Source organism: Streptomyces fulvorobeus (assembly GCF_013167895.1).
GTDB lineage: Bacteria > Actinomycetota > Actinomycetes > Streptomycetales > Streptomycetaceae > Streptomyces > Streptomyces fulvorobeus.
The window spans coordinates 743,645-769,859 of the sequence record NZ_BLWC01000001.1 but is presented as its reverse complement, the minus strand read 5'-3'; the positions used below and the strand labels follow the sequence as shown (position 1 = coordinate 769,859).

The window sequence follows — 26,215 nt, the reverse complement described above, 5'->3', positions numbered from 1 at the left end:
TGGGTATCTGAGGGTTCGGGCATTTTTTTGTCTGGATCTTCGGTTGCCGGCCCCGGTGAACTCGTCCGTTAGGACGGGGTGGTGGGTGGCTGGTCGTTGTTTGAGAACTGCACAGTGGACGCGAGCATCTGTGGCCAAGTTTTTAAGGGCGCACGGTGGATGCCTTGGCACCAGGAACCGATGAAGGACGTGGGAGGCCACGATAGTCCCCGGGGAGCTGTCAACCAAGCTTTGATCCGGGGGTTTCCGAATGGGGAAACCCGGCAGTCGTCATGGGCTGTCACCCGCTGCTGAACACATAGGCAGTGTGGAGGGAACGCGGGGAAGTGAAACATCTCAGTACCCGCAGGAAGAGAAAACAACCGTGATTCCGGGAGTAGTGGCGAGCGAAACTGGATGAGGCCAAACCGTATGCGTGTGATACCCGGCAGGGGTTGCGCATGCGGGGTTGTGGGAGTTCTTTTTCATGGTCTGCCGGCTGTGAGACGAGTCAGAAACCGTTGGTGTAGGCGAAGGACATGCGAAAGGTCCGGCGTAGAGGGTAAGACCCCCGTAGCTGAAACATTAACGGCTCGTTTAAGAACCACCCAAGTAGCACGGGGCCCGAGAAATCCCGTGTGAATCTGGCGGGACCACCCGCTAAGCCTAAATATTCCCTGGTGACCGATAGCGGATAGTACCGTGAGGGAATGGTGAAAAGTACCGCGGGAGCGGAGTGAAATAGTACCTGAAACCGTGTGCCTACAAGCCGTGGGAGCGTCGCTGTATGTGCTTGCACATGCAGTCGTGACTGCGTGCCTTTTGAAGAATGAGCCTGCGAGTTAGCGGTGTGTAGCGAGGTTAACCCGTGTGGGGAAGCCGTAGCGAAAGCGAGTCCGAATAGGGCGTTTGAGTTGCACGCTCTAGACCCGAAGCGGAGTGATCTAGCCATGGGCAGGTTGAAGCGGAGGTAAGACTTCGTGGAGGACCGAACCCACCAGGGTTGAAAACCTGGGGGATGACCTGTGGTTAGGGGTGAAAGGCCAATCAAACTCCGTGATAGCTGGTTCTCCCCGAAATGCATTTAGGTGCAGCGTCGTGTGTTTCTTGCCGGAGGTAGAGCACTGGATAGGCGATGGGCCCTACCGGGTTACTGACCTTAGCCAAACTCCGAATGCCGGTAAGTGAGAGCACGGCAGTGAGACTGTGGGGGATAAGCTCCATGGTCGAGAGGGAAACAGCCCAGAGCATCGACTAAGGCCCCTAAGCGTACGCTAAGTGGGAAAGGATGTGGAGTCGCAGAGACAACCAGGAGGTTGGCTTAGAAGCAGCCACCCTTGAAAGAGTGCGTAATAGCTCACTGGTCAAGTGATTCCGCGCCGACAATGTAGCGGGGCTCAAGCGTACCGCCGAAGTCGTGTCATTCATACACATATCCCCAACGGGAGTATGGATGGGTAGGGGAGCGTCGTGTGCCGGGTGAAGCAGCCGCGGAAGCGAGTTGTGGACGGTTCACGAGTGAGAATGCAGGCATGAGTAGCGATACACACGTGAGAAACGTGTGCGCCGATTGACTAAGGGTTCCTGGGTCAAGCTGATCTGCCCAGGGTAAGTCGGGACCTAAGGCGAGGCCGACAGGCGTAGTCGATGGACAACCGGTTGATATTCCGGTACCCGCTTTGAAACGCCCAGTACTGAATCAGGCGATGCTAAGTCCGTGAAGCCGGCCTGATCTCTTCGGAGTTGAGGGTAGTGGTGGAGCCGATGAACCAGACTTGTAGTAGGTAAGCGATGGGGTGACGCAGGAAGGTAGTCCAGCCCGGGCGGTGGTAGTCCCGGGGTAAGGGTGTAGGCCGTGTGATAGGCAAATCCGTCACACATTGAGGCTGAGACCTGATGCCGAGCCGATTGTGGTGAAGTGGATGATCCTATGCTGTCGAGAAAAGCCTCTAGCGAGTTTCATGGCGGCCCGTACCCTAAACCGACTCAGGTGGTCAGGTAGAGAATACCGAGGCGTTCGGGTGAACTATGGTTAAGGAACTCGGCAAAATGCCCCCGTAACTTCGGGAGAAGGGGGGCCATCACTGGTGATCCGATTTACTCGGTGAGCTGGGGGTGGCCGCAGAGACCAGCGAGAAGCGACTGTTTACTAAAAACACAGGTCCGTGCGAAGCCGTAAGGCGATGTATACGGACTGACGCCTGCCCGGTGCTGGAACGTTAAGGGGACCGGTTAGTGCACTTTCGGGTGTGCGAAGCTGAGAACTTAAGCGCCAGTAAACGGCGGTGGTAACTATAACCATCCTAAGGTAGCGAAATTCCTTGTCGGGTAAGTTCCGACCTGCACGAATGGCGTAACGACTTCTCGACTGTCTCAACCATAGGCCCGGTGAAATTGCACTACGAGTAAAGATGCTCGTTTCGCGCAGCAGGACGGAAAGACCCCGGGACCTTTACTATAGTTTGATATTGGTGTTCGGTTCGGCTTGTGTAGGATAGGTGGGAGACTGTGAAGCGGCCACGCCAGTGGTTGTGGAGTCGTCGTTGAAATACCACTCTGGTCGTGCTGGATGTCTAACCTGGGTCCGTGATCCGGATCAGGGACAGTGTCTGATGGGTAGTTTAACTGGGGCGGTTGCCTCCTAAAGAGTAACGGAGGCGCCCAAAGGTTCCCTCAGCCTGGTTGGCAATCAGGTGTTGAGTGTAAGTGCACAAGGGAGCTTGACTGTGAGACCGACGGGTCGAGCAGGGACGAAAGTCGGGACTAGTGATCCGGCAGTGGCTTGTGGAAGCGCTGTCGCTCAACGGATAAAAGGTACCCCGGGGATAACAGGCTGATCTTCCCCAAGAGTCCATATCGACGGGATGGTTTGGCACCTCGATGTCGGCTCGTCGCATCCTGGGGCTGGAGTCGGTCCCAAGGGTTGGGCTGTTCGCCCATTAAAGCGGTACGCGAGCTGGGTTTAGAACGTCGTGAGACAGTTCGGTCCCTATCCGCTGCGCGCGCAGGAATATTGAGAAGGGCTGTCCCTAGTACGAGAGGACCGGGACGGACGAACCTCTGGTGTGCCAGTTGTCCTGCCAAGGGCATGGCTGGTTGGCTACGTTCGGAAAGGATAACCGCTGAAAGCATCTAAGCGGGAAGCCTGCTTCGAGATGAGTATTCCCACCCCCTTTGAGGGGTTAAGGCTCCCAGTAGACGACTGGGTTGATAGGCCAGATGTGGAAGCCCGGTAACGGGTGGAGCTGACTGGTACTAATAGGCCGAGGGCTTGTCCTCAGTTGCTCGCGTCCACTGTGTTAGTTCTGAAATAACGAACGGCTGTGTTGTTGTCCGGTGTTTGTTGATTTCATAGTGTTTCGGTGGTCATTGCGTTAGGGAAACGCCCGGTTACATTCCGAACCCGGAAGCTAAGCCTTTCAGCGCCGATGGTACTGCAGGGGGGACCCTGTGGGAGAGTAGGACGCCGCCGAACAATCATTCCGGGAAAGCCCCGTGCCCTTGTGGCACGGGGCTTTTCTGCGTTTGCCCCCCCCTTTTTTAGCTGCCCTTGCCTTCTGGCTGACCCCTGTGCACCGGTGCGAGATGGCTGGGGGTAAGGTCAGGGGCATCATTGGCACATTCCTCACAGGAGGCCCCCGGGTGGAGGTCCAGGAGACTCGGGTTCAGACGGACCGGGTCCTCACCATCCCCAACATCCTCAGTATGGCTCGCCTCGCTGGGGTCCCACTCTTCCTGTGGCTGATCCTTCGCCCCGAGTTCGGTGGGCCCAACAGCGATGGCTGGGCCCTGCTGGTGCTGATGCTCAGCGGTGTCAGTGACTACCTCGACGGGAAGCTTGCCCGCCGGTGGAACCAGATCAGCAGCCTCGGGCGGCTCCTGGACCCCGCCGCGGACCGTCTCTACATTCTCTCGACCATCGTGGGCCTCACGTGGCGGGAGGTCCTTCCGCTCTGGCTCACGACCGCCCTGCTGGCCCGCGAGCTGATGCTGCTGGTGATGGTCGGCGTCCTGCGCCGGCACGGCTATCCACCCCCGCAGGTCAACTTCCTGGGCAAAGCTGCAACGTTCAACCTGATGTACGCCTTCCCCTTGTTGCTGCTCAGTGACGGAAGTGGTTGGCTGGCTACGTTGGCCGCCATTTTCGGATGGGCGTTCGCAATATGGGGTACAACGCTCTACTGGTGGGCAGGGATTCTGTACGTGGTCCAGGTCCGCCGGCTCGTCAAGGCGGACAAGTAGCCGACTGATCTCGTCGATGCGGTTCCGTGCAATGTCGCCGGGTCCGCACGTGATGTCTGGATGATGCCCCGACGGGCACAGTCGGCTTGACCGTCGTCTCTCAAGGAGGACGTTTCCGACATGAAGGCCGTCGTGATGGCTGGTGGTGAAGGCACTCGCCTTCGCCCCATGACCTCAAGCATGCCCAAGCCGCTCCTGCCCGTGGCCAACCGGCCCATCATGGAGCACGTCTTGCGGCTACTCAAACGGCATGGGCTCAATGAGACCGTGGTAACCGTTCAGTTCCTCGCCTCGCTCGTCAAGAACTACTTCGGTGACGGCGAAGAACTCGGGATGGAACTCACCTATGCCAATGAGGAGAAGCCACTCGGCACAGCGGGGAGTGTGAAGAACGCCGAGGAGGCACTCAAGGACGACACGTTCCTCGTCATCTCCGGTGACGCGCTCACCGACTTCGACCTCACCGATCTCATCGCCTTCCACAAGGCGAAGGGCGGGCTGGTCACCGTCTGCCTGACGCGGGTCCCCAATCCGCTGGAGTTCGGCATCACGATCGTGGACGAAGAGGGCCAGGTCGAACGATTCCTGGAGAAGCCCACCTGGGGCCAGGTCTTCTCGGACACCGTCAACACGGGTATCTACGTGATGGAGCCCGAGGTCTTCGACTACGTCCAGGCGGACACCTCCGTCGACTGGTCAGGTGACGTCTTCCCGCAGCTCATGAAGGAAGGCAAGCCCATCTACGGCTACATCGCCGAGGGCTACTGGGAGGACGTGGGCACGCACGAGAGCTATGTGAAGGCTCAGGCCGACGTCCTGGAACGCAAGGTCGACGTCGAGCTCGACGGCTTCGAGATCTCCCCGGGCGTATGGGTGGCCGAAGGCGCCGAGGTGCACCCCGACGCCGTCCTGCGCGGCCCCCTGTACATCGGTGACTACGCCAAGGTCGAGGCGGACGCCGAGATCCGCGAGCACACCGTGGTGGGGTCCAACGTCGTCGTGAAGTCCGGAGCGTTCCTGCACCGGGCGGTCGTGCACGACAACGTCTACATCGGCCAGCACAGCAATCTGCGCGGCTGCGTGATCGGGAAGAACACCGACATCATGCGGGCCGCCCGCATCGAGGACGGTGCGGTCATCGGCGACGAGTGCCTGGTCGGTGAGGAATCGATCATTCAGGGCAATGTGCGGGTGTACCCGTTCAAGACGATCGAGGCCGGCGCCTTCGTCAACACCTCGGTCATCTGGGAGTCGCGCGGGCAGGCCCATCTCTTCGGGGCCCGTGGCGTCTCCGGCATCCTGAACGTCGAGATCACCCCCGAGCTCGCCGTACGGCTCGCCGGCGCCTACGCCACGACCCTGAAGAAGGGGGCGACGGTCACGACCGCACGTGACCACTCCAGAGGCGCCCGAGCGCTGAAGAGAGCGGTGATCTCCGCCCTCCAGACCAGCGCGATCGACGTCCGCGACCTGGAGAACGTCCCCCTGCCGGTGGCCCGTCAGCAGACCGCACGGGGCAGCGCAGGCGGCATCATGATCCGTACGTCCCCGGGTGTCCCCGACTCGGTCGACATCATGTTCTTCGACGAACGGGGAGCGGACCTCTCCCAGGCGCTGCAACGCAAGCTGGACCGGGTCTACGCCCGGCAGGAGTACCGCAGGGCCTTCCCCGGTGAGATCGGGGACCTGCACTTCCCCTCCAGCGTCTTCGACTCGTACACCGGTTCCCTGCTGCGAAACCTCGACACGACCGGCATCGCGGACGCGAACCTCAAGGTCGTCGTCGACGCCTCCAACGGCAGCGCCGGGCTCGTCCTGCCCAGCCTGCTGGGGCGTCTCGGTGTCGACGCGCTGACCATCAACCCCGGGCTCGACGAGTCCAGGCCCACCGAGACCCCCGAGACGCGACGGGCCGGTCTGGTGCGGCTGGGCGAGATCGTGTCCTCCGCGCGGGCGGCCTTCGGGGTGCGGTTCGACCCCGTGGGTGAGCGCCTCTCGCTCGTCGACGAACTCGGCCGCATCATCGAGGACGACCGGGCGCTGCTCGTGATGCTCGACCTCGTGGCCGCCGAGCGGCGCAGCGGGCGGGTCGCCCTGCCCGTGACGACCACGCGGGTGGCCGAGCAGGTGGCGGCGTACCACGGCACGCAGGTCGAGTGGACCACCACGTCGCCGGACGACTTGACCCGGGTGGGGCGCCAGGAGAGCACCATCTTCGGTGGAGACGGGCGCGGCGGGTTCATCATCCCCGAGTTCAGCAGTGTCTTCGACGGTTCGGCGGCCTTCGTCCGGTTGCTCGCCCTGGTGGCGAGGACGCAGCTCACGCTCAGCCAGATCGACGCCCGCATTCCCCACGCCCATGTGCTGCGCCGTGACCTGGCGACGCCCTGGGCGGTCAAGGGGCTCGTCATGCGCCGTGTCGTGGAGGCCGCGGGGGATCGCAGCGTGGACACCACGGACGGTGTGCGCGTCGTCGAGGCGGACGGGCGCTGGGTGATGGTGCTGCCCGACCCCGCCGAGGCGGTCACCCATCTGTGGGCGGAGGGTCCCGACGACGCGTCGTCGCAGGCGCTCCTGGACGAGTGGTCGGCCATCGTGGACAGCGCGGGCGACTGAGGCCGGGTCCGGTGTGCGGGGAGCGGTCACGTCACCGCTCCCCGCACACCGGTGGGGCCATTCGGCGGTAGCCGCGGTGACGTGCGACGATGTGCTCCATGTCGCAGCAGTCCCCCGATCGGAGCACAGCGCCTCCGCCTGCCCGCCCCGACGCGTCCATGTCGCTGCTGACCAATGTGATGGACCACAGCCTCGACGAGGGTTATGCCGAGGCGTCCGCCCGCCGGAAGGCCGACGGGAGCGCGGGTCTTCCTCGTACGCTCAAGTCGAAACTCGGTCTCGCCGCCGGTCTTGTGCTGGCCGCCCTGGTGGTGACTCTCGGTGCCGCGGAGGCGCGGATCTCGGCTCCTGTGGTGGCGAAGGAGCGCGAGGAGCTCATCGACCGCATCGACGCGGAGACCAGCGCGGCCGACGCCCTCGAATCCGACGTCGAGGAGTTGCGTACCGACGTGGAGGAGCGCCGGCGCAAGGCGCTGGAACAGCACGGGGGCGACCAGGGCGGGCTGGTGGCCCTGCTCTCCGGAGCGACCGCGGTCGCAGGACCCGGGGTGAAGCTCGTCATCGACGACGCCGAGGACACCGACCAGGGCGGGGGCGGACCGCGGGAGTCGTCGGGCTTCGCGGACACCGGGCGGGTGCGCGACCGGGACATGCAGCGGGTCGTCAACGGTCTGTGGCAGTCCGGCGCCGAGGCGGTCGCCATCAACGGACAGCGGTTGACCGCCCTTTCGGCGATCCGCGCGGCGGGCGACGCCATACTGGTCGACAACAGACCGCTCGTACCGCCGTACACGGTGCTCGCGGTGGGGGACGGCAAAAGGCTGAGCACCGCGTTCCAGGACAGCGCCGACGGTCAGTACCTGCACGCGCTCAAGGAGAGTTTCGACATCCGTACCAGCGTTTCCGGTCAGGAGAAGGTGCGCCTGCCCGCTGCGCCGAGCCTGATCGTGCGTACAGCAGAGCCGAAGGCCGCAAACACCGGCAGTGGTGCGGCGGATACAGGGAAGGGCACATCGTGATCGCCGTACTGGGCCTCGTCGTGGGAGTCGTGGTCGGACTACTGGTCAGGCCCGAGGTGCCTGCGATGGTCGAGCCCTACCTGCCGATCGCCGTCGTCGCCGCGCTCGACGCCGTCTTCGGCGGTCTGCGCGCCATGCTGGACGGCATCTTCGTGGACAAGGTCTTCGTGGTCTCCTTCCTCTCGAACGTGGTGGTGGCCGCTCTGATCGTGTTCCTCGGCGACAAACTGGGTGTCGGGGCCCAACTCTCCACCGGTGTGGTGGTGGTGCTCGGCATCCGCATCTTCTCCAACGCCGCCGCGATCCGCCGGCACGTCTTCCGGGCTTGAGGCCGATGAGTAACGAAGCGAACCCCAACGGCGAGGGGCGCACCGGCGAGCAGCCGCCCGGCGCGCCCGCACCCACGGTGCTCTCCGGGCGCCAACGGCTCAATGAAGGGCTCTGGCCGCCACGGATCAGCCGCGCGCAGCTCATCGTCGCGCTCCTGCTCTTCGTCCTGGGGCTGGGACTCGCCATCCAGGTCAGGTCGAACAGCGACAACAGCGCGCTGCGCGGCGCCCGCCAGGAGGACCTGGTCCGTATCCTCGACGAGGTCGATGACAGGACCCAGCGACTCCAGGACGAGAAGCAGCGCCTCGACGACCAGCGCACGGAGCTGGAGAACAGCTCCGACCAGGCCGAAGAGGCGCGCAAACAGACCTTGGAGAAAGAACGTCAGCTCGGCATCCTCGCGGGCACCGTGGCGGCGCACGGCCCCGGCATCACGCTGACCATCAGCGATCCGAGCGGCGCGGTCGAGCCGGACATGCTGCTCGACGCCATCCAGGAGCTGCGGGCGGCCGGTGCCGAGGCCATCGAGGTGGACGGTGTACGGGTGGTGGCCAGTACGTACTTCTCCGGTGATCCGGGTGCGATCGAGGTCGACGGCCGGGAGGTCGCTCCTCCGTACGAGTTCAAGGTCATCGGCAAGCCGCAGGACCTGGAACCGGCGCTGAACATCCCCGGTGGAATCGTGCAGACGCTGGAGAAGGAGCAGGCCACCGCCCAGGTGGCACGGGCCGATGACATCGTCGTTGATGCCTTGCGACCGGCGGAGCGGCCTGACTACGCTCGGTCGTCGCCCCAGTGAGGCCGTGGCGCATGGGCGCCGGGGGACACGGGCATGAGGTTCCGGGGGGTCGGCGCATCGTATTGGTGGCGCGTGGGGGAAACTGTCGAGTGGATACGGACGTTGTGAAGATGTCCGGGTCGGCAGGTGTGTTCATTCAGGGTTCGTCCTGCCCCACGGGCGGGTCTATGTCGGTCAAGGGGAAACGCCCGTGAAGTTGTTTGCGAAGTTGTTCGGAAAGAGCGCACGCGAGGACAGCAACAGCGCTGCCCGCCACCGCGCTCCGCGGCATGGCCAGGGCGAGGAGCAGGGCGTGGACCGCCCGCTCTTCCGCGACGAGGTGTCCGGTCCCGGTGATGTTCCGGGCGCACCCGGCGCGTCGTCCGTGGACCCCGGTGCCGGACGCATAGGTTTCGGTGAACCATCGGCCCCGACCGCGGGTGGAGGGTTCGCCCACGCCCCGGGGGGCTCCGCCACGCCGGTGTGCCCGAGGTGCGGTCATCGCAGCGCCGAGGCCAGCCGATTCTGCTCCAACTGCGGGGCGCCGCTGAGAGGCGGAGTGCCGGAGCGGGCTTCCGAGACGACGTCGACCATCTCGATCTCGGGGCTGGAGGCGTACGAGGCGGAGGCGACGGGCCAGACCATGGTGCCCTCGCTGTCGCCGGAGGCCCAGGCCGCGGTCGACGCCCTCCCGGCGGGTTCCGCGCTGCTGGTGGTGCGGCGCGGGCCGAACTCGGGCAGCCGCTTCCTGCTGGACAGCGACCTGACCACGGCGGGCCGTCATCCGCAGAGCGACATCTTCCTCGACGACGTGACCGTGTCGCGGCGTCACGTGGAGTTCCGCAGGAACCCCGACGGAAGTTTCACGGTGGGGGACGTAGGCAGCCTCAACGGCACCTACGTCAACCGTGAGCGCATCGATTCCGTTCCGCTGCACAACGGGGACGAAGTCCAGATCGGTAAGTACCGGCTGGTCTTCTACGCGAGCCAGTGGAGCGTATGACCCTTCCCCGGACTCCTCCGGGAGACCCCCAGGAAGGTCCATGCTGCGAACATCCACGGGCGGTGCCGGTCACGGCACCGCCACCGCGGACGACCGGGCGATGAGCATCGGTACGGTGCTTGTCCAGCTGCGGGACGAGTTCCCCGAAGTCACCATCTCCAAGATCCGTTTCCTGGAGGCGGAAGGGCTGATCGAGCCGCAGCGGACGCCTTCCGGATACCGGAAGTTCAGCTCGGCCGACGTCGAGCGGCTCGCCCAGGTCCTGCGGATGCAACGGGACCACTACCTCCCGCTCAAGGTCATCCGGGGCCATCTGGACGCCCTGGCCCGCGGTGAGGACGTCCCGCTGCCCGTCGGCGGGCAGCGGGACCTCGGTGAGGGGTCCTGGGACGCCGACCCCGGCGGGGTGACCGCGGCCAGGATCGGGCGTGCCGAGCTCCTCGCCGCCGCCGAGGTCACCGAGGAGCAGCTCGGCGAGTGGGAGTCCTACGGGCTGATCCCGTCCACGGCGGAGGGCGCGTACGACGCCGAGATGGTCACCGTGGCGAGACTTGTGGCGGATCTGGGGCGATTCGGTCTGGAGCCTCGTCACCTCAGGGCGATGCGCGCGGCCGCCGATCGCGAGGCGGGGCTGGTCGAGCAGGTGGTCGCACCCCTGCGTCGGCACAGGAATCCGCAGACCAGGGCCCATGCGGAGGCCACCGCGAAAGAGCTGGCCGAGCTCTCCGTACGGCTTCACTCGGCGCTTGTTCAGACGGCTCTGGGCATCCGGCTCCACTGACCTCGGCGGAGCCCGACTACCCAAACATGGCGAGCACGTCCTAGGGTTGCTGTGTGAACGAGCTCGACGTTGTGGGTGTCCGGGTAGAAATGCCCTCCAATCAACCGATCGTGCTCCTGCGTGAAGTGGGAGGCGACCGGTACCTCCCCATTTGGATCGGTCCCGGCGAGGCGACAGCGATCGCCTTCGCCCAGCAGGGCATGGCTCCGGCCAGACCGCTGACCCATGATCTCTTCAAGGATGTGCTCGAGGCCGTGGGCCAGGAGCTCACGGAGGTCCGCATCACGGACCTCCGTGAAGGGGTCTTCTACGCGGAGCTGGTCTTCGCGAGCGGGGTCGAGGTGAGTGCGCGGCCGTCTGACGCCATAGCGCTCGCCCTGCGCACCGGTACGCCGATCTACGGAAGTGACGGAGTGCTGGACGATGCGGGGATCGCGATCCCCGACGAGCAGGAGGACGAGGTGGAGAAGTTCCGCGAGTTCCTCGACCAGATCTCACCGGAGGATTTCGATACCAACAGTCAGTGACCGTCCTGCGGGGGTGCTGTCAGCGCATCCGAGAAGCCGTTCCCGGTATTCAGTCACCGGAAACCACCCTCTGGGTGATTATCACTCGGCGTGCCGAGTGTGGCGATCGTTGACGCACCCCGAGTGACTGCCTACCTTCGACATGGCAGGTCAAGGACGGAGGTCGGCGTGAGAAGCAGCGGCGACGGTACGGTGGCGGGCGGGCCGTATCCGCAGCAGGGCAGTGCAGCCGACCACACCATTCGGCAACCGGTTCACCCGGTGGTGCCGGACGGCGTGACAGCGGTGGACGACATCGGCTACCGGGGCCCGACCGCCTGCGCGGCGGCGGGGATCACCTATCGGCAGCTCGACTACTGGGCGCGCACGGGGCTGGTCGAGCCGAGTGTGCGTCCGGCGTACGGGTCGGGGACCCAGCGCCTCTACAGTTTCCGGGACGTCGTCCTCCTCAAGATCGTGAAGCGGTTCCTGGACACGGGCGTCGCGCTGCAGAACATCCGCAGCACGGTCCAGCACCTCAGGGCCCGCGGCTTCCAGGACCTCGAACGCATGACGCTGATGAGCGACGGCGCGACGGTTTACGAGTGCTCATCGCCCGACGAGGTCGTCAAGCTCCTCCAGGGGGGCCAGGGTGTCTTCGGGATCGCCGTCGGGGTCGTCTGGCGGGACGTGGACGCGGCCCTGTCGCAGCTGCACGGCGAGCGGGTCGACACGGGCGAGACGCTGGTGGGTGACAACCCCGCCGACGAACTGGCCAGACGGCGCAACCGCGCCGGGTGAGCGGGACCAGCCGCCCGTGCCCTCGGGTGCGCCGGGCAGGCCGGTTGTCAGTGGCTTAGGGCAGCATCGACTGATGTGAGAGCCGCGCCCACCATCCTCCATCTGGACATGGACGCCTTCTACGCCGCGGCGGAGCAGGCGGCCAAGCCCAGCCTGCGCGGCAAGCCGGTGGTGGTCGGCGGGCTCGGACCGCGGGGAGTCGTGGCCACCGCTTCCTATGAGGCACGACGCTTCGGGGTGCACTCGGCGATGCCGATGGCCCAGGCCCGCAGGCTCGCACCGAACGCCGCCTACCTCGTACCGCGCTTCACCCTGTACAGGACGGTCAGCGACCAGGTGATGGCGCTCCTGGGGCGTCTGTCGCCCCTCGTGGAGCCGCTCAGCCTGGACGAGGCGTTCGTCGATCTGGAGGCCGGCGGGGTCGCCGGCGACTCGGCCTCCGCCCGCGAGATCGGGGAGCAGCTGCGTACGGCGATCAGGGCCGTCACCGGCCTCACCGGCTCGGTGGGTCTGGCCGGGTCGAAGATGATCGCCAAGATCGCCTCGGAGGAGGCCAAGCCGGACGGCCTCGTCCTCGTCGAGCCCGGCACCGAACGGGAGCTCCTCGCGCCCAAGCCGGTGCGTATCCTGCCGGGCGTCGGGCCGGCCACCGGGGACCATCTGCGACGGGCCGGGATGACCACCGTGCGCGACCTGGCCGACGCGGGCGAGGCAGAGCTCGTACGGCTGCTCGGCAAGGCGCACGGGGCCTCGCTGCACCGCATGGCTCTCGGGTACGACGACCGGCCCGTGGTGGCGGAGCGGGACGCGAAATCCGTGTCGGTCGAGGACACCTTCGATGTCGACCTGCACGACCGGGTGCGCGTCAGGAGCGAGGTGGAGCGGCTCGCCGACCGGTGCGTACGGCGGCTGCGGGACGCCGAGCGGTCGGGGCGGACCGTCGTGCTGAAGGTGCGGCGCTACGACTTCTCGACCCTCACCCGCTCCGAGACGCTGCGGGGACCCACGGACGATCCCACGGTCGTCAGGGAGGCAGCCGCGCGGTTGCTGGAGGCCGTGGACACCACCGGGGGTGTACGGCTGCTGGGCGTCGGTGTCACAGGACTGGCGGACTTCACCCAGGAGGACCTGTTCGCCCAGGCGGCGGACGCGCGCACCGCCGCCGCGGTGGCGCCCGGGACGGCCGAAGCGGCAGGCGGCGAGGAGGAGCCCGCGGAAGCCGCCACGGAGAGCGCTGAGGAGACACCCGGGCAGCTCGCCGCGCGGCGCTGGCCTTCGGGACACGACGTACGGCACGGGACCTACGGCCACGGATGGGTCCAGGGCAGCGGGGTGGGGCGGGTGACCGTGCGCTTCGAGGAGCCGGGGGACGCCCCGGGCCGGGTGCGCACCTTCCGCGTCGACGATCCGGAGCTTCGGCCGGCCGAGCCGCTGCCGCTCGTGAAGGACCCGGTGGACTACTCCTCCTGGCCGGCCAGTCTGCCGAAGTCGCGGTCCGGCACCGGCTCGTCGGGCGGCGAGTCCAGACCGTAGTGGCGGTAGAGCTGCAGCTCCTGCTCCGGGGAGAGGTGCCGGCCGACGCCGAAGTCCGGCGCGTCCCTGATCAACGCGCGGTCGAAGGGGACCCGCAGCGAGTCCTCGACGAATTCGCTCGGCTCCAGCGGGACGAAGGCGTCCCTGCTGAAGATCCCGGTACGGACGGCCGCCCACTCGGGCACACCGGTCGCGTCGTCGAGATAGACCTCATCCACCGTTCCGATCTTGGTGCCCTTGCGGTCGAACGCCTTGCGGCCGATCAGGCTGCGCGGATCGATATCGGTCTGCACGGTGCCTCCCACTGGTCGCAACAACTGAGGGTGGTTCCCCCATTACTCCACAAGCACCACGAAAGTGCAGCTCGGGGGCGGCTGCTGCCTGAGACAGCCGAGGTGGGCCCGCTGGTAGGCTGGCAGTGGCTGCTGACCCCGTGCGGGAGAGTCCTCCGGTGAAGAGCCGGAGGCGCCGAAGGAGCAAATCCTCCCCGGAATCTCTCAGGCCCCCGTACCGCACGGTCGAGGTCACTCTGGAAAGCAGGACAGGACTCGTGCGGGCACACGCCGGTACGGGCCCCGCCCTCACCGACGGTGAAAGCCGGTCACGCCTCGGGCGGCCGGTGAAGCTCTCAGGTCGAGATGACAGAGGGGGAGGCCGTCCGGGCAGCCACGCCGTGGTGCCCCTCGCAGGTCGTGACAGACCAGGAGGCCTCCATCATGACCACCCGTCGCACTCCGCTCTCCCAGCTGGAGCAGGGCATTCCCTTCGAGCAGCGCCACATCGGGCCCGACGGCGAGGCCCAGGCGAAGATGCTCGCCCAGGTCGGCTACGGCTCACTCGACGAGCTCACCGCCGCCGCTGTGCCCGACGTGATCAGGAGTGCCGAGGCGCTGCGGCTCCCCGCCGCGCGCACCGAGGCCGAGGTGCTGGCCGAGCTGCGCTCCCTCGCCGACCGCAACCAGGTGCTCGCCCCGATGATCGGGCTCGGCTACTACGGCACCTTCACGCCGCCGGTGATCCTGCGCAACGTCATGGAGAACCCGGCCTGGTACACGGCGTACACCCCGTACCAGCCGGAGATCTCCCAGGGCCGGCTCGAGGCGCTCCTCAACTTCCAGACCATGGTCGCCGAGCTGACCGGGCTGCCGACCTCGGGTGCCTCCCTGCTCGACGAGGGCACCGCCGCCGCCGAGGCCATGGCGCTGGCGCGGCGCGTCGGCAAGGTCAGGAACGGCGTCTTCCTCGTCGACGCGGACACCCTGCCGCAGACGATCGCGGTGATCGAGACCCGCGCGGAGCCGACCGGCGTGGAGGTCGTCGTGGCCGACCTCCACGCGGGCATTCCCGCGGACGTCGCCGAGCGCGGCGTCTTCGGCGTGCTGCTCCAGTACCCGGGCGCCTCCGGAGCGGTCCGGGACATCAAGCCCGTCATCGAGCAGGCCCACGAGCTCGGCGCGATCGTCACCGTCGCCGCCGACCTGCTGGCCCTGACCCTGCTCACCTCGCCCGGCGAGCTCGGCGCGGACATCGCGGTCGGCACCACGCAGCGCTTCGGCGTGCCGATGGGCTTCGGCGGACCGCACGCCGGCTTCATGGCCGTACGCGAGAAGTTCGCCCGGTCCCTGCCCGGCCGTCTGGTCGGTGTCTCCGTCGACGTGGACGGCAACAAGGCGTACCGGCTGGCCCTCCAGACCCGCGAGCAGCACATCCGCCGCGAGAAGGCCACCAGCAACATCTGCACCGCGCAGGTCCTCCTCGCGGTGATGGCCGGGATGTACGCCGTCTACCACGGTCCCGACGGGCTGCGGACGATCGCCCAGCGCACGCACCGCTACGCCACGATCCTCGCCGAGGGCCTGCGGGCCTCCGGCGCCGACGTGGTGCACGGCTCCTACTTCGACACGGTCACCGTGCGGGTGCCGGGCAGGGCCGCCGGGGTCGTCGCGGACGCCCGTGAGCGCGGGGTGAACCTGCGGCTCGTCGACGCCGACCTGGTCTCCGTCGCCTGCGACGAGACGACGACCCGTACGCAGATCGCCGCCGTCTGGGCCGCCTTCGGCGCCGGCGGTGACATCGAGGCGCTGGACGCCGCCGCCGCCGACACGCTGCCCGAGGGGCTGCTGCGCACGGACTCGATCCTGACCCACCCCGTGTTCCACCAGCACCGTTCCGAGACGGCCATGCTGCGCTACCTGCGCAAGCTCGCCGACCGCGACTACGCGCTGGACCGGGGCATGATCCCGCTCGGCTCCTGCACCATGAAGCTGAACGCGACCGCGGAGATGGAGTCGATCACCTGGCCCGAGTTCGGCGCGCTGCACCCGTTCGCGCCGGCCGACCAGGCCCAGGGTTTCCTCACCCTGATCCGCGAGCTGGAGGAGCGCCTCGCCGAGGTCACGGGCTACGACGCCGTCTCCATCCAGCCCAACGCCGGCTCGCAGGGCGAGTTCGCCGGACTGCTGGCCGTCCGCGCCTACCACCGGGCCAACGGTGACGAGCAGCGCACGGTCTGCCTGATCCCCTCGTCGGCGCACGGCACCAACGCCGCGAGCGCCGTGATGGCCGGGATGAAGGTCGTCGTCGTGAAGACCGCCGACGACGGTGAGGTCGACATCGACGACCTGCGCGCGAAGATCGAGAAGCACCGCGAGGAGCTCGCCGTGCTCATGATCACCTACCCGTCGACGCACGGGGTCTTCGAGGAGCACGTCGCGGACATCTGCGGTGAGGTCCACGACGCGGGCGGCCAGGTGTACGTCGACGGGGCCAACCTCAACGCGCTGGTCGGCCTCGCTAAGCCCGGCAAGTTCGGCGGCGACGTCTCGCACCTGAACCTGCACAAGACCTTCTGCATCCCGCACGGCGGCGGCGGTCCCGGCGTCGGCCCGGTCGGAGTGCGCGCGCACCTCGCGCCGTACCTGCCCAACCACCCGCTCCAGCCCGCCGCGGGCCCGGAGACCGGGGTGGGCCCGATCTCGGCCGCGCCCTGGGGGTCGGCGGGCATCCTTCCCATCTCGTGGGCCTATGTGCGCCTGATGGGCGCGGACGGCCTCAAGCGGGCGACCCAGGTGGCGGTGCTCGCCGCCAACTACGTCGCCAAGCGGCTGGAACCGCACTACCCGATCCTGTACAACGGCCCGGCCGGCCTGGTCGCGCACGAGTGCATCGTCGATCTGCGGCCGATCTCCAAGGCGACCGGTGTCAGCATCGACGACGTGGCCAAGCGCCTGATCGACTACGGCTTCCACTCGCCGACCATGTCCTTCCCGGTGGCCGGGACGCTGATGATCGAGCCGACCGAGAGCGAGGATCTCGCGGAGCTCGACCGTTTCTGCGACACGATGATCGCCATCCGCGGCGAGATCGAGAAGGTCGCCTCCGGTGAGTGGAGCGCCGACGACAACCCGCTGCGCAACGCCCCGCACACGGCGGCGGCGCTCGGCGGTGAGTGGGAGCACGGCTACAGCCGTGCGGAGGCCGTCTTCCCGGCCGGTGTGCCGGCCGCGGACAAGTACTGGCCGCCGGTGCGCCGGATCGACGGTGCGTTCGGTGACCGCAACCTGGTCTGCTCGTGCCCGCCGCTGGACGCCTACGACAGCTGAGGCACGGGCGGGGGAGGGTGAAGCGGACATGCGTCGGGGCCGGTGCGGAGACTTCTCCGTCCGGCCCCGGTTCGTACGTGCCCCGGTTCGCGCGGCGGCGGTCAGGCGACCTTCATGATCCGGCCGGCCGACGGCCGGTGCGGTGCGATGATCTGCCCGTCCGGAAGCAGCTCGCCGGTGTCCTCGAAGAGCAGGACGCCGTTGCACAGGAGGCTCCAGCCCTGCTCCGGATGGTGGACCGTGAGGCGCGCGGCCTCCCGGTCGGCGGAGTCGGCGGACGGGCAGGGTGGCTGGTGCTGGCACATGGCTGGGTTCTTTCGCTGCGTCGAGTTGAGTGTCCTGCGGCTTGACGGTGTGTTCATGGCCGCCCCCCGTATCAGTCGGTCCGTTCCCAGTGTTGCCCCACGGGCGTCGATCCGCAGGGATTTCGCGGCACCTCCTGTCCTGCTCCCGTGACGCGTCACCCAGCCGGGCGGTTCACCGCAACTGCACTGTCCCTTCGGGTGGTTAGGGGGGCCCGTACGGACTAGGCCGGATGGGCAGCCGCGCGCCCCCGCCATGGTGTCCCGGAGGGCGGGACGGTACGGCGGGGGCGCGGCGGAAGCGGACGAGGTCAGGCGGGCGAGCCGAGCAGGGGGCCGGGAGGAATGCGCAGGGTCATCACGGGCAGGAGGTCGGAGACGGCGTGCGGACGGTGGGCGGCGATTCCGGGAGGCGCGGGCGCCAGAGGTACGAGGACGTCGGTCGGGGCGAGAGTGCCGCCGGACGGATCGGCTCCCGTGTCGCCGTGCAGCCACAGCGTGAGCATGTAGAGGCCCGGGATGGACAGGAGGCGGGGCTGGTACGCGGCGGATGCGGCTTCGGCCTGCCGCATGGCCAGTTCGGTGGAGGCGATGTACGGACCCTCGAAGAAGTGCGAGAAGGCCCAGCCGTCGGGAGTGAGCATGGTGTCCGCGGCAGCGACGGCGCGGTCCCCGCTTCGGACCATGAAGCGCCAGCCGGCGAGCCGGGTGGCGGGTGCGGCCTCGTCCGGGGTGATCCGGTTCAGTACGTGCAAGGGCAGCGGGAGTTCAGGGCTCAGAGGTCCCTGGACGGACCGGAGAGCGGGCGTGCGGGCTTCACGGACCGCGGTGGGAGAACCGAGTGCCGCGAGAACGCTGCGCAATGCGGGCGCGGGAGCCTGGGGAAGATGCAGCATGGTGAGTCGCCTCTCACTTCGGAGACACGGTGGAGCGTGGGCGGGGTGCAGACGGCGCTGTCGGCGTGCCGGGGCCAGAGGACGGCCGGAAACGGGGCCTGTACGTCAACTCTCTGCCTCGTTCGCGGAGTTTATACGACAGGTGTTCCCACGGTGTTTCGGCTAGCCGTTTCCCGCATTGTCCGCAAGGTGATATCAGGACTTTGGATTGCGGACTTTCTGGCGATTCGGCCTGCCCGGACTGCCTCCGCCAGGGGTTTACCCGATCCGGCGGTAGGCTGAAACTCGTCGGCGCTTTCGCCGCTCGTCCGGCAGCAGGAAATGCGGCTGTCCCGTGCTGGCGGAATGTGCCCCCGGCCTCCGTCACCAGAGTATCGGCTAGCCGGGGCCGATGGATGCGTTATCGATCACCTCGTCGGGGCATTATCGAAGCTGGCACGAACGGCCTGGACCGCAGGCCGGTCAATCGAGGAAGGACGCAGGGATGGGCGAGAAGGTTGTGGCTGGCGCCTTTGACCTGTCCGATCGGCGGGCGTACCGCGACAAGCTCAACCAGTGCCTGGAAGGGCTGGGGAGGCTGCTGGCCGAGCAGAGGTTCGAGCGTCCCAGGAATCTGATGGGACTGGAGATAGAGCTGAATCTCGCGGGCGCGGACGGTATGCCGCGGATGAGGAATGCCGAGGTGCTCCAGCGCATCGCGAGCAAGGATTTTCAGACCGAACTGGGGATGTTCAATCTAGAAGTAAACATCGTCCCGCACCGGCTGAGCGGGCGGGTTTTCGACCAGCTCGCCGAGGAGCTGCGCACCGGTCTCGCCTATGCCCACCGGAAGGCGGCCGAGGTCGACGCGGGGATCATGATGATCGGAATCCTGCCGACCCTGGGCAAGGATGACGTGGTCTCGGCGAATCTTTCGCAGGTGGACCGCTACACCCTCCTCAACGACCAAATGGCGGCCGCGCGCGGCGAGGATTTCGCCCTCGATATCGAGGGCGTCGAGCGACTTGAGTTCACCTCTCCTTCCATCGCTCCCGAAGCGGCCTGCACCTCGGTCCAGTTGCACCTCCAGGTGACGCCGGATCGTTTCGCCGACGTGTGGAACGCGGCGCAGGCCATCGCCCCGGTCCAGATCGCGCTCGGGGCCAACGCCCCCTTCCTCTTCGGCAAGGAGCTGTGGCGGGAGTCGCGTCCGCCCCTGTTCCAGCAGGCCACAGACGTGCGGCCGCCGGAGTTGTGCAATCAGGGAGTGCGGCCGCGTACCTGGTTCGGGGAGCGCTGGATCAGCTCCGCCTACGAGCTCTTCGAGGAGAACCTGCGCTACTTCCCGCCCCTGCTGCCCATCTGCGACGACGAGGAGCCGCTGCGCGTCCTGGACGAGGGAGGGGTGCCGCGCCTGGCGGAGCTCGTCCTGCACAACGGAACGGTCTACCGCTGGAACCGGCCGGTCTACGACCTGGCGGGCGGCGTTCCCCATCTGCGGGTCGAGAACCGGGTCCTGCCGGCCGGCCCCACCGTGACGGACGTCATCGCCAACGCGGCGTTCTACTACGGTCTCGTGCGCGCGCTCGCCGAGGAGCCCCGGCCGGTGTGGAGCAGGCTGCCGTTCGCCGCCGCCGCCGAGAACTTCGACACCGCATGCCGCCACGGCATCGAGGCCGAGCTGCTCTGGCCGCGCCCCGGCCGCTCGGGCGGGGTCTCCAAGGTGCCCGCGGTCAAGCTGGTACTCGACGAACTGCTGCCGCTCGCCGCGGCCGGGCTCGACGCCTGGAACATCGAGCCCGCGGACCGCGACCTCTACCTCGGTGTCATCGAGGAACGGTGCAAGCGGCGGATGAACGGAGCCTCCTGGCAGGTGGAGACCTATCACCGGGCCCTGGACGCGGGGCTCGGACGTGACGCCGCCCTGGCCGCCACCACCCGTCGTTACGGCGAGTTGATGCAGGCGGACGAGCCCGTGCACACCTGGCCGGTGGGCTTCCCCGCGCCCTGAGCGCCGAGGGCGGTGGGGGCGCATGGCCCGGGGCGGGCGACTCTTCGCTCGGGGCCATGCGCCCCCACCGCTCTGCGGCCACCGCTGCCAGGCGCACCACCGACTCCCCGCACGGCTCGGAGAGCGACAGCAGACCGTCCCGCGCGGCGCCCGGCGTCGCGTGGTCGTCCGGGCACGCCGAGGCGACCCGTGCCGGTGACGGCCCCTTTGAGAACGGCCAGGGAAAAAGGGGACCACACGCACCCCGATGCTGGTCGTCCCCGGCCGGTCGCGCATGATCTTCGTACCCGCATTCGAGACCTGGCCGGGCGGTGGACGGCAGGGGACGTGAGTGCGCGACTCAAGGCAGATGTACAGGTGGAGGCGGGGCGTGTGGCTGATATCTACCCTCAAGAGGCCGTACCACGACGGATCACGCGGTCCGAGACGGTGCTTGTCCTGGCTCTCTCACTCGGCGCCAGCGGGGTATCCGCCCTCATCAGCTTCGTCGGATCGCTGACGAAACCGGGAGGTCTGAAGGACCAGGCGGCCACGCTGAACGGTTCCTACGCGCCGGGGCGTCCGTGGCTGGATCTCGCCTGGCAGTTGTTCGGCATCACCACGGCGCTGGTACCCGTCGCCCTCGTGGCCCATCTCCTGATCCGGGAGGGGGCGAACCTGCGGGCGATCGGCTTCGACCGGACCAGGCCCGGCTTCGACCTCGGTCGCGGCACCCTGCTCGCCGCGGGTATCGGCAGTGCCGGGCTCGCCTTCTACCTGGTGGCGCGGGCCACCGGATTCAATCTGACGGTGGTGCCGGAGTCGCTGCCGGACGTGTGGTGGAAGTTCCCGGTCCTGATCCTCTCCGCGCTCCAGAACTCCGTACTGGAGGAGGTGATCGTCGTCGGCTATCTGCTGCGCAGGCTCGGGCAGTTGGGCTGGACGCCGATGGCGGCCCTGGTGGCGAGTTCGGTGCTGCGCGGTTCGTACCACCTCTACCAGGGCATCGGCGGCTTCATCGGGAACCTGGTGATGGGCGTGGTGTTCGTCCTGCTGTACCGGCGCTGGGGGCGGGTCGGACCGCTGGTCGTCGCGCACGCGCTGCTCGACATCGGCGCGTTCGTGGGGTACGCGCTGCTCGCCGGGAAGGTGGACTGGCTGCCCACGCCGTGAGCGGCCCGCCGGCGCAGCGGCGTACGGGGAAGCTGCTCGTACGCCGCTTCGGCGTGTCAGGGCGTGGCGAGCAGTTCGCCGTCGATCACGGTGACGGCGTGGCCGGTCAGCAGGGTGCGGTCGCCGCGCAGTGACGTGCGGACGAGGCCGCCGCGGGCCGAGCACTGGAAGCCGGTGAGCTCGATGCGGCCCAGCCGCGCGGACCAGAACGGGGCGAGGGCGGTGTGCGCGCTGCCGGTCACCGGGTCCTCGTCGATCCCCACCTGGGGGAAGAAGCCGCGCGAGACGAAGTCGTAGCCGCGGGAGGGGTCGTCGGCCGCCGCGGTGGCGATGATCCCGCGCCGCGAGCAGGCCGCGAGTGCGGGAAGGTCCGGTGTCAGCGCGCGTACGGCCGCCTCGTCCGCGAGCTCGACCAGGAGGTCGCCTGTGCGGGCTCCGGTGTCAAGGACGGTGAGCGGTGCGGCGCCGAGTGCCCGCGTCAGGCCGGGCGGGGCGGTGGTGGGTGTCAGCGGGGCGGTAGGGAAGTCGAGGGTGAGGGTGCCGTCCCGGTGGGCGGTGGCTGTCAGGATTCCGCAGCGGGCGGAGAAGCGGATCTCACCGCCCGCGACGCTCGCCGTGCCCGTGGTGTGCAGGATGTGCGCCGTGGCGAGCGTGGCATGGCCGCACATGTCGACCTCGGTGACCGGTGTGAACCAGCGCAGCGCCCAGTCGGCCTCTCCGCCAGGTGGCAGCGGATGGGCGAACGCGGTCTCGGCGAGGTTGACCTCGGCGGCGACCCGCTGGAGCCAGCCGTCGTCGGGGAAACCGCCGGCATCCAGGAGCAGGACCCCGGCGGGGTTGCCCGCGAAGGGGCGGTCGGTGAACGCGTCGACGATACGAATCCTCATGCCGCGAACCGTAGGCGTGCCGGGAAGGCCACGGCCAAGGCCAATCGCCGGTCACTGGACCCGAGGCGGCGGATCGCCGAGCGGGAGCCTGGCGACGCGTTCACCCGGACCCGGCGGCGAGCACGGACATGATCCCTGCGGGCCCGGCCGTTGGCGGCGTTCCCCTGATCGGGACCGCGCCACCGCCGGATCTCATTCGGAAGGATGAGGAACCGCGTGGGTGCCCGACTTGGGTGGGAGGGGCAGATGGGTCCCTCCGGCGATGCCGTCCAGCCGGCGGACTGATGGGGTGAGAGGTGTGCAGAACCGGACGCCGCACCACCCCGAACAGCCCGCACCCACCCCAGCCGAGCCCGACGCCGGCTTCACCATGGAACTGACCTCGGTCGTGACCGGGGCGCGCAGGCGGGCCCTGCGTGACGGTGACCGCCATATCGACACCGCCCACCTGCTGCACTCGCTCATCGAGTCGGACCCCGCTGTCCGCTCGGTCTTCGACGGCGGTCCGCAGCTCGACAGGGTGCTCGGCTACCTCGTGCAGCGCAGCATCGGATACGGGCTCCGCTGGCACGGGGCTGTCGAGGACTCGGGCGCGGTCCCCCCGGTGCGCGAGCCGGGGGTGGACGGCTGGTCGCCCTCGGCGGTGGCAGCCATGGCAGGGGCCAGGGCCGGCGCCGAGCGGCGTGGGGAGAAGCGTGCCGGGGGTCTCGACCTGCTCGCGGCACTCGCCGCCGATCCCGGCTGCCGGGCGGTGGAAGTGCTCGGCAGGGCGGGAGTGGACACCGCACGGCTGGCGGCGCGTACGGCGGAGGCGTACGGCCGGACCTGACAGCCACGACAGTCATGACAGGGGTGACGGTGCCCATGGCACCTGTCATGATGTGCCGATGTACGCGTCTCAGGGGAGAAGCGCCGGTCTGGGACTCGCCCTTGTCTCGGCCTTCGCATTCGGTGGTTCGGGAGTGGCGGCCAAGCCGCTGATCGAGGCGGGGCTCGACCCCCTGCACGTGGTCTGGCTGCGGGTGGCGGGTGCCGCGCTGGTCATGCTGCCGGTGGCCTGGCGCCACCGGAACCTCGTCCGTGAGCGGCCGGCGCTGCTGGCCGGTTTCGGACTGTTCGCCGTCGCAGGCGTGCAGGCGTGCTACTTCGCCGCCATCTCGCGTATCCCGGTGGGGGTCGCTCTTCTCGTGGAGTACCTGGCGCCCGCGCTCGTGCTCGGCTGGGTCCGCTTCGTGCAGCGCCGTCCGGTCACCCGGGCCGCAGCTCTGGGCGTGGTCCTCGCGGTGGGCGGGCTGGCCTGCGTCGTCGAGGTGTGGGCGGGGCTGGGCTTCGACGCTGTCGGACTGCTCCTCGCGCTCGGCGCGGCGTGCTGCCAGGTCGGCTACTTCGTCCTCTCCGACCAGGGCGGGCAGGACGGCCAGGACAGTCACGGAAAGCACGCCGGGCCGCCGCACCCGCTGGGTGTGATCGCGTACGGACTGCTCATCGGCGCCGCGATCCTCACAGTCGTGTCCCGGCCCTGGGGCATGGACTGGTCGGTCCTCGGCGCCCGCGCGGACATGGCCGGGACGGACGTTCCCGCCTGGCTGCTGCTCGGCTGGATCGTGCTGCTGGCGACGGTCCTCGCCTACGCCACCGGTGTCGTCTCGGTGCGGCTGCTGTCTCCGCAGGTGGCGGGCGTGGTGGCGTGTCTGGAGGCGGTCATCGCGACCGTACTCGCCTGGGTGCTGCTCGGCGAGCACCTGTCGGGGCCGCAGCTCATCGGCGGCGCCGTGGTGCTGACCGGTGCGTTCATCGCCCAGTCCGCCGCGCCCAAGCAGCCCTCGGGACCGGTCGCCGCCGGACCCGGCGCGGAGGGCAACGGCCGGGGAGTGAGTGGGCCCCGGGAGGAGTTGTCCGCCCGGCGGCCTTCGCCGTAGGGTGCCGATCATGAGTCTCACCGTGCTTCCGCCCCCCGCCGTCTGACGCGGGCGGCAACTCCAGACGAAGACCGGGCTCGGGTACTCCCCGAGCGGTTCGTCGCTGCCCCCGTGCGGAGCCCAGCGACCACCCACCCGTTCCCTGTCTGGAGCAGCACGTGTCCGATTCCCTGTCCGGCCTGCCCATCGGCCGGAGCATCACCTATCTGATCATCGCCGGAGTCGCCTGGGGGACCGCGGGGGCCGCCGCCTCCCTGATCTTCCGGGCCAGCGATCTCGGCCCCCTCGCCCTGTCGTTCTGGCGCTGCGCCGGCGGCCTCGTCCTGCTGGCCGGAGCGCTCGCGCTGAGGCCGGTGCGGCGCGTTCCCGCGCCCGCCGAGTCCCGTCGGCGCCGGCTGCTGCGCATCCTGGGCACCGGCATCGGCCTCACCCTCTTCCAGAGCGCGTACTTCGCGGCCGTGGACGTGACCGGCCTCGCCGTCGGGACGGTGGTCACACTCGGCGCGGGCCCCGTCCTCATCGCCGTGGGGGCACGGCTGACGATGGGGGAGCGGCTCGGCAGGGGCGGGCTGGTGGCCGTGGCCGGCGCGCTCACCGGTCTCGTCGTACTGGTGCTCGGGGGCGAGAGGGCCGAGGTGAAACCGCTCGGCGTCGCCCTGGCCCTGCTCTCCGCGTCGGGCTACGCGGCCATCACCCTGCTGACCCGTCGGCTGGGGCGTGCGGGGCGCGGCGGGGACGCGCTGGCCACCAGCGCCTGGGCCTTCGGGATCGGCGCGGTGGGCCTGCTGCCCATGGCGCTGGCGGAAGGACTCGTACCGCACACCGCCGACACCGCCCAGGTGGTGTGGCTGCTGGTGTACGTGGCCGCCGTACCGACGGCGCTCGCCTACGCGCTCTACTTCGCGGGAGCGGCGGCCGTACGGTCGGCCACGGTGTCCGTGATCATGCTTCTGGAGCCGGTGAGCGCAGCCGTGATCGCCGTGACCGTACTGCGGGAGCAGCTCACGGCCGCCACCGTCCTCGGCACGCTGCTGCTGCTCGTCGCGGTGGCCGGCCTCGCCGCGTCCGAGGCGCGTGGAGCGGCCCTCGCGCGCCGGGCGGCCGTGCCCGTCTGACCTGTCGCCGGCGGACCAGCTCCCCTGCGGCGGGTCCGTCGGCGGCCGTACGCGGGTCAGAGCGCCGTCAGATACTCCGGGACGGCTATGGCCGGGTCCAGATCGTCGGCGGGGACCGGGACCGCGTAGCCGCGGGTCAGGGGGACGACGCCGGCCCAGTGGGGGAGGGCGACATCATCGGGGTCGTCGTTCGGGCCGCCGGTGCGGACCTTGGCGGAGACCTCGTCCAGGTCCAGGCGGATCACCGCGGTGGCGGCGAGCTCCCTGGCGTCAGCGGGGCGGGAGTCCTGGGACCGGCCGGGAACGACCTGGTCGACGATGGCGTCGAGCGCGATCCGGCGCTCCTCGGGGTCGGTGACGGTGCGGGCCGTGCCGTGGACGACCACCGAGCGGTAGTTCATCGAGTGGTGGAAGGCGGACCGGGCCAGCACCAGGCCGTCGACGTGGGTCACCGTGAGGCAGACGGCGAGGCCCGGGTCCGTCCGGCCCGCCGCCAGCAGGGGCCGGGAGCCGGTGGAGCCGTGCACGTAGAGCCGCTCTCCCACCCGGCCGAAGAGGGTCGGCAGGACGACCGGGGCGCCGTCGCGTACGAAGCCGAGGTGGCAGAGGTAGGCCGAGTCGAGGACCGAGTGGACCAGCTCGCGGTCGTACGTGGCGCGCTCGCGGCCCCTGCTCGGCACCGTCCGGTCCGTAGGCTCGTAGGGGGCAGCGACGCTCGGGCCCGTGCTGTCGGGCGTCAGGATCTCCGGCATGGCGGTGTCCGA

The 26,215-nt window shown here is 68.5% G+C and carries 21 protein-coding genes, 2 rRNA genes and 2 riboswitches; of the genes, 18 read left to right on the top strand and 5 right to left on the bottom strand.

What is annotated here, in order from left to right; all coding sequences use genetic code 11:
• The first annotated feature begins 132 nt into the window (after nucleotides 1-132).
• From Sfulv_RS03315 to Sfulv_RS03260, 12 genes are all read left to right on the top strand, one after another.
• Nucleotides 133-3,258, top strand: a 23S ribosomal RNA gene (locus tag Sfulv_RS03315).
• Between the two features lie 79 nt (nucleotides 3,259-3,337).
• Nucleotides 3,338-3,454, top strand: a 5S ribosomal RNA gene (rrf, locus tag Sfulv_RS03310).
• A gap of 167 nt (nucleotides 3,455-3,621) precedes the next feature.
• Nucleotides 3,622-4,221 carry a cardiolipin synthase ClsA gene (clsA, locus tag Sfulv_RS03305; RefSeq protein ID WP_173311102.1) on the top strand — a complete coding sequence of 200 codons (600 nt, stop codon included), beginning with the start codon at nucleotides 3,622-3,624 and terminating at the stop codon, nucleotides 4,219-4,221.
• Between the two features lie 120 nt (nucleotides 4,222-4,341).
• Nucleotides 4,342-6,837: a mannose-1-phosphate guanyltransferase gene (locus tag Sfulv_RS03300; protein WP_173311100.1), complete on the top strand. Its 2,496-nt coding sequence runs from the start codon at nucleotides 4,342-4,344 to the stop codon at nucleotides 6,835-6,837.
• A 98-nt stretch (nucleotides 6,838-6,935) separates the two neighbouring features.
• Nucleotides 6,936-7,856, top strand: a complete 921-nt coding sequence (locus Sfulv_RS03295) for a DUF881 domain-containing protein (RefSeq protein WP_173311098.1) — start codon at nucleotides 6,936-6,938, stop codon at nucleotides 7,854-7,856.
• Nucleotides 7,853-8,185, top strand: coding sequence for a small basic family protein (locus Sfulv_RS03290; RefSeq protein WP_018522495.1), 333 nt, complete (start codon nucleotides 7,853-7,855; stop codon nucleotides 8,183-8,185). Before Sfulv_RS03295 ends, Sfulv_RS03290 begins: the two co-directional genes overlap by 4 nt.
• A gap of 5 nt (nucleotides 8,186-8,190) precedes the next feature.
• Complete coding sequence (locus Sfulv_RS03285; protein ID WP_173311096.1) at nucleotides 8,191-8,985, top strand: DUF881 domain-containing protein; 795 nt, start codon at nucleotides 8,191-8,193, stop codon at nucleotides 8,983-8,985.
• Nucleotides 8,986-9,175: 190 nt separating this feature from the next.
• Nucleotides 9,176-9,967 (top strand): FHA domain-containing protein, encoded by a 792-nt coding sequence (locus tag Sfulv_RS03280; protein ID WP_256668804.1) that lies wholly within the window; start codon nucleotides 9,176-9,178, stop codon nucleotides 9,965-9,967.
• 40 nt (nucleotides 9,968-10,007) lie between these two features.
• On the top strand, nucleotides 10,008-10,748 hold the full coding sequence (gene ftsR / locus Sfulv_RS03275) for a transcriptional regulator FtsR (protein ID WP_173311094.1): 741 nt from the start codon (nucleotides 10,008-10,010) through the stop codon (nucleotides 10,746-10,748).
• Nucleotides 10,749-10,801: 53 nt separating this feature from the next.
• Nucleotides 10,802-11,275: a bifunctional nuclease family protein gene (locus Sfulv_RS03270; RefSeq protein ID WP_014044725.1), complete on the top strand. Its 474-nt coding sequence runs from the start codon at nucleotides 10,802-10,804 to the stop codon at nucleotides 11,273-11,275.
• Nucleotides 11,276-11,443: 168 nt separating this feature from the next.
• Nucleotides 11,444-12,055, top strand: coding sequence for a MerR family transcriptional regulator (locus Sfulv_RS03265; protein ID WP_173311092.1), 612 nt, complete (start codon nucleotides 11,444-11,446; stop codon nucleotides 12,053-12,055).
• A gap of 75 nt (nucleotides 12,056-12,130) precedes the next feature.
• The gene (locus Sfulv_RS03260) at nucleotides 12,131-13,588 is read left to right on the top strand and encodes a DNA polymerase IV (protein ID WP_173311090.1); all 1,458 of its coding nucleotides are present in this window, start codon (nucleotides 12,131-12,133) and stop codon (nucleotides 13,586-13,588) included.
• Here Sfulv_RS03260 and Sfulv_RS03255 read toward each other — a convergent pair.
• On the bottom strand, nucleotides 13,513-13,881 hold the full coding sequence (locus Sfulv_RS03255) for a PRC-barrel domain-containing protein (protein ID WP_173311088.1): 369 nt from the start codon (nucleotides 13,879-13,881) through the stop codon (nucleotides 13,513-13,515). The genes Sfulv_RS03260 and Sfulv_RS03255 overlap by 76 nt on opposite strands.
• A 133-nt stretch (nucleotides 13,882-14,014) precedes the next feature.
• Nucleotides 14,015-14,111: riboswitch (glycine riboswitch) on the top strand.
• Nucleotides 14,112-14,243, top strand: a riboswitch (glycine riboswitch).
• Between the two features lie 61 nt (nucleotides 14,244-14,304).
• Here Sfulv_RS03255 and gcvP point away from each other — a divergent pair.
• Entirely contained in the window at nucleotides 14,305-17,190 is a 2,886-nt protein-coding gene (gene gcvP / locus Sfulv_RS03250; protein WP_173311086.1) for an aminomethyl-transferring glycine dehydrogenase, read from the top strand.
• A 101-nt stretch (nucleotides 17,191-17,291) separates the two neighbouring features.
• Here the strand turns inward: gcvP and Sfulv_RS03245 are convergent, their stop codons facing one another.
• Both Sfulv_RS03245 and Sfulv_RS03240 read right to left on the bottom strand, forming a co-directional pair.
• Nucleotides 17,292-17,495, bottom strand: a complete 204-nt coding sequence (locus Sfulv_RS03245) for a DUF5999 family protein (protein WP_281385745.1) — start codon at nucleotides 17,493-17,495, stop codon at nucleotides 17,292-17,294.
• A gap of 308 nt (nucleotides 17,496-17,803) precedes the next feature.
• A complete protein-coding gene (locus Sfulv_RS03240; RefSeq protein ID WP_173311082.1) occupies nucleotides 17,804-18,388 on the bottom strand; it encodes a hypothetical protein in 585 nt (194 codons plus the stop codon).
• Nucleotides 18,389-18,872: 484 nt separating this feature from the next.
• Between Sfulv_RS03240 and Sfulv_RS03235 the strand changes: the two genes are divergently transcribed.
• Together Sfulv_RS03235 and Sfulv_RS03230 are read left to right on the top strand one after the other, a co-directional pair.
• On the top strand, nucleotides 18,873-20,378 hold the full coding sequence (locus Sfulv_RS03235; RefSeq protein WP_173311080.1) for a glutamate-cysteine ligase family protein: 1,506 nt from the start codon (nucleotides 18,873-18,875) through the stop codon (nucleotides 20,376-20,378).
• A 372-nt stretch (nucleotides 20,379-20,750) separates the two neighbouring features.
• Nucleotides 20,751-21,530 carry a CPBP family intramembrane glutamic endopeptidase gene (locus tag Sfulv_RS03230; protein ID WP_173311078.1) on the top strand — a complete coding sequence of 260 codons (780 nt, stop codon included), beginning with the start codon at nucleotides 20,751-20,753 and terminating at the stop codon, nucleotides 21,528-21,530.
• A gap of 56 nt (nucleotides 21,531-21,586) precedes the next feature.
• Here Sfulv_RS03230 and Sfulv_RS03225 read toward each other — a convergent pair whose 3' ends face one another.
• On the bottom strand, nucleotides 21,587-22,417 hold the full coding sequence (locus tag Sfulv_RS03225; RefSeq protein WP_173311076.1) for a PhzF family phenazine biosynthesis protein: 831 nt from the start codon (nucleotides 22,415-22,417) through the stop codon (nucleotides 21,587-21,589).
• Between the two features lie 298 nt (nucleotides 22,418-22,715).
• Here Sfulv_RS03225 and Sfulv_RS03220 point away from each other — a divergent pair, with 298 nt between their 5' ends.
• The 3 genes from Sfulv_RS03220 to Sfulv_RS03210 all read left to right on the top strand — a co-directional run bounded on the left by Sfulv_RS03220 (nucleotide 22,716) and on the right by Sfulv_RS03210 (nucleotide 25,451).
• Entirely contained in the window at nucleotides 22,716-23,246 is a 531-nt protein-coding gene (locus Sfulv_RS03220; RefSeq protein ID WP_173311074.1) for a Clp protease N-terminal domain-containing protein, read from the top strand.
• Between the two features lie 58 nt (nucleotides 23,247-23,304).
• The gene (locus tag Sfulv_RS03215) at nucleotides 23,305-24,336 is read left to right on the top strand and encodes an EamA family transporter (protein WP_173311072.1); all 1,032 of its coding nucleotides are present in this window, start codon (nucleotides 23,305-23,307) and stop codon (nucleotides 24,334-24,336) included.
• 158 nt (nucleotides 24,337-24,494) lie between these two features.
• The gene (locus Sfulv_RS03210) at nucleotides 24,495-25,451 is read left to right on the top strand and encodes a DMT family transporter (RefSeq protein WP_256668803.1); all 957 of its coding nucleotides are present in this window, start codon (nucleotides 24,495-24,497) and stop codon (nucleotides 25,449-25,451) included.
• A gap of 56 nt (nucleotides 25,452-25,507) precedes the next feature.
• Here the strand turns inward: Sfulv_RS03210 and Sfulv_RS03205 are convergent, their stop codons facing one another.
• Entirely contained in the window at nucleotides 25,508-26,203 is a 696-nt protein-coding gene (locus tag Sfulv_RS03205) for a pyridoxamine 5'-phosphate oxidase family protein (RefSeq protein ID WP_173317556.1), read from the bottom strand.
• Nucleotides 26,204-26,215: the final 12 nt, after the last annotated feature.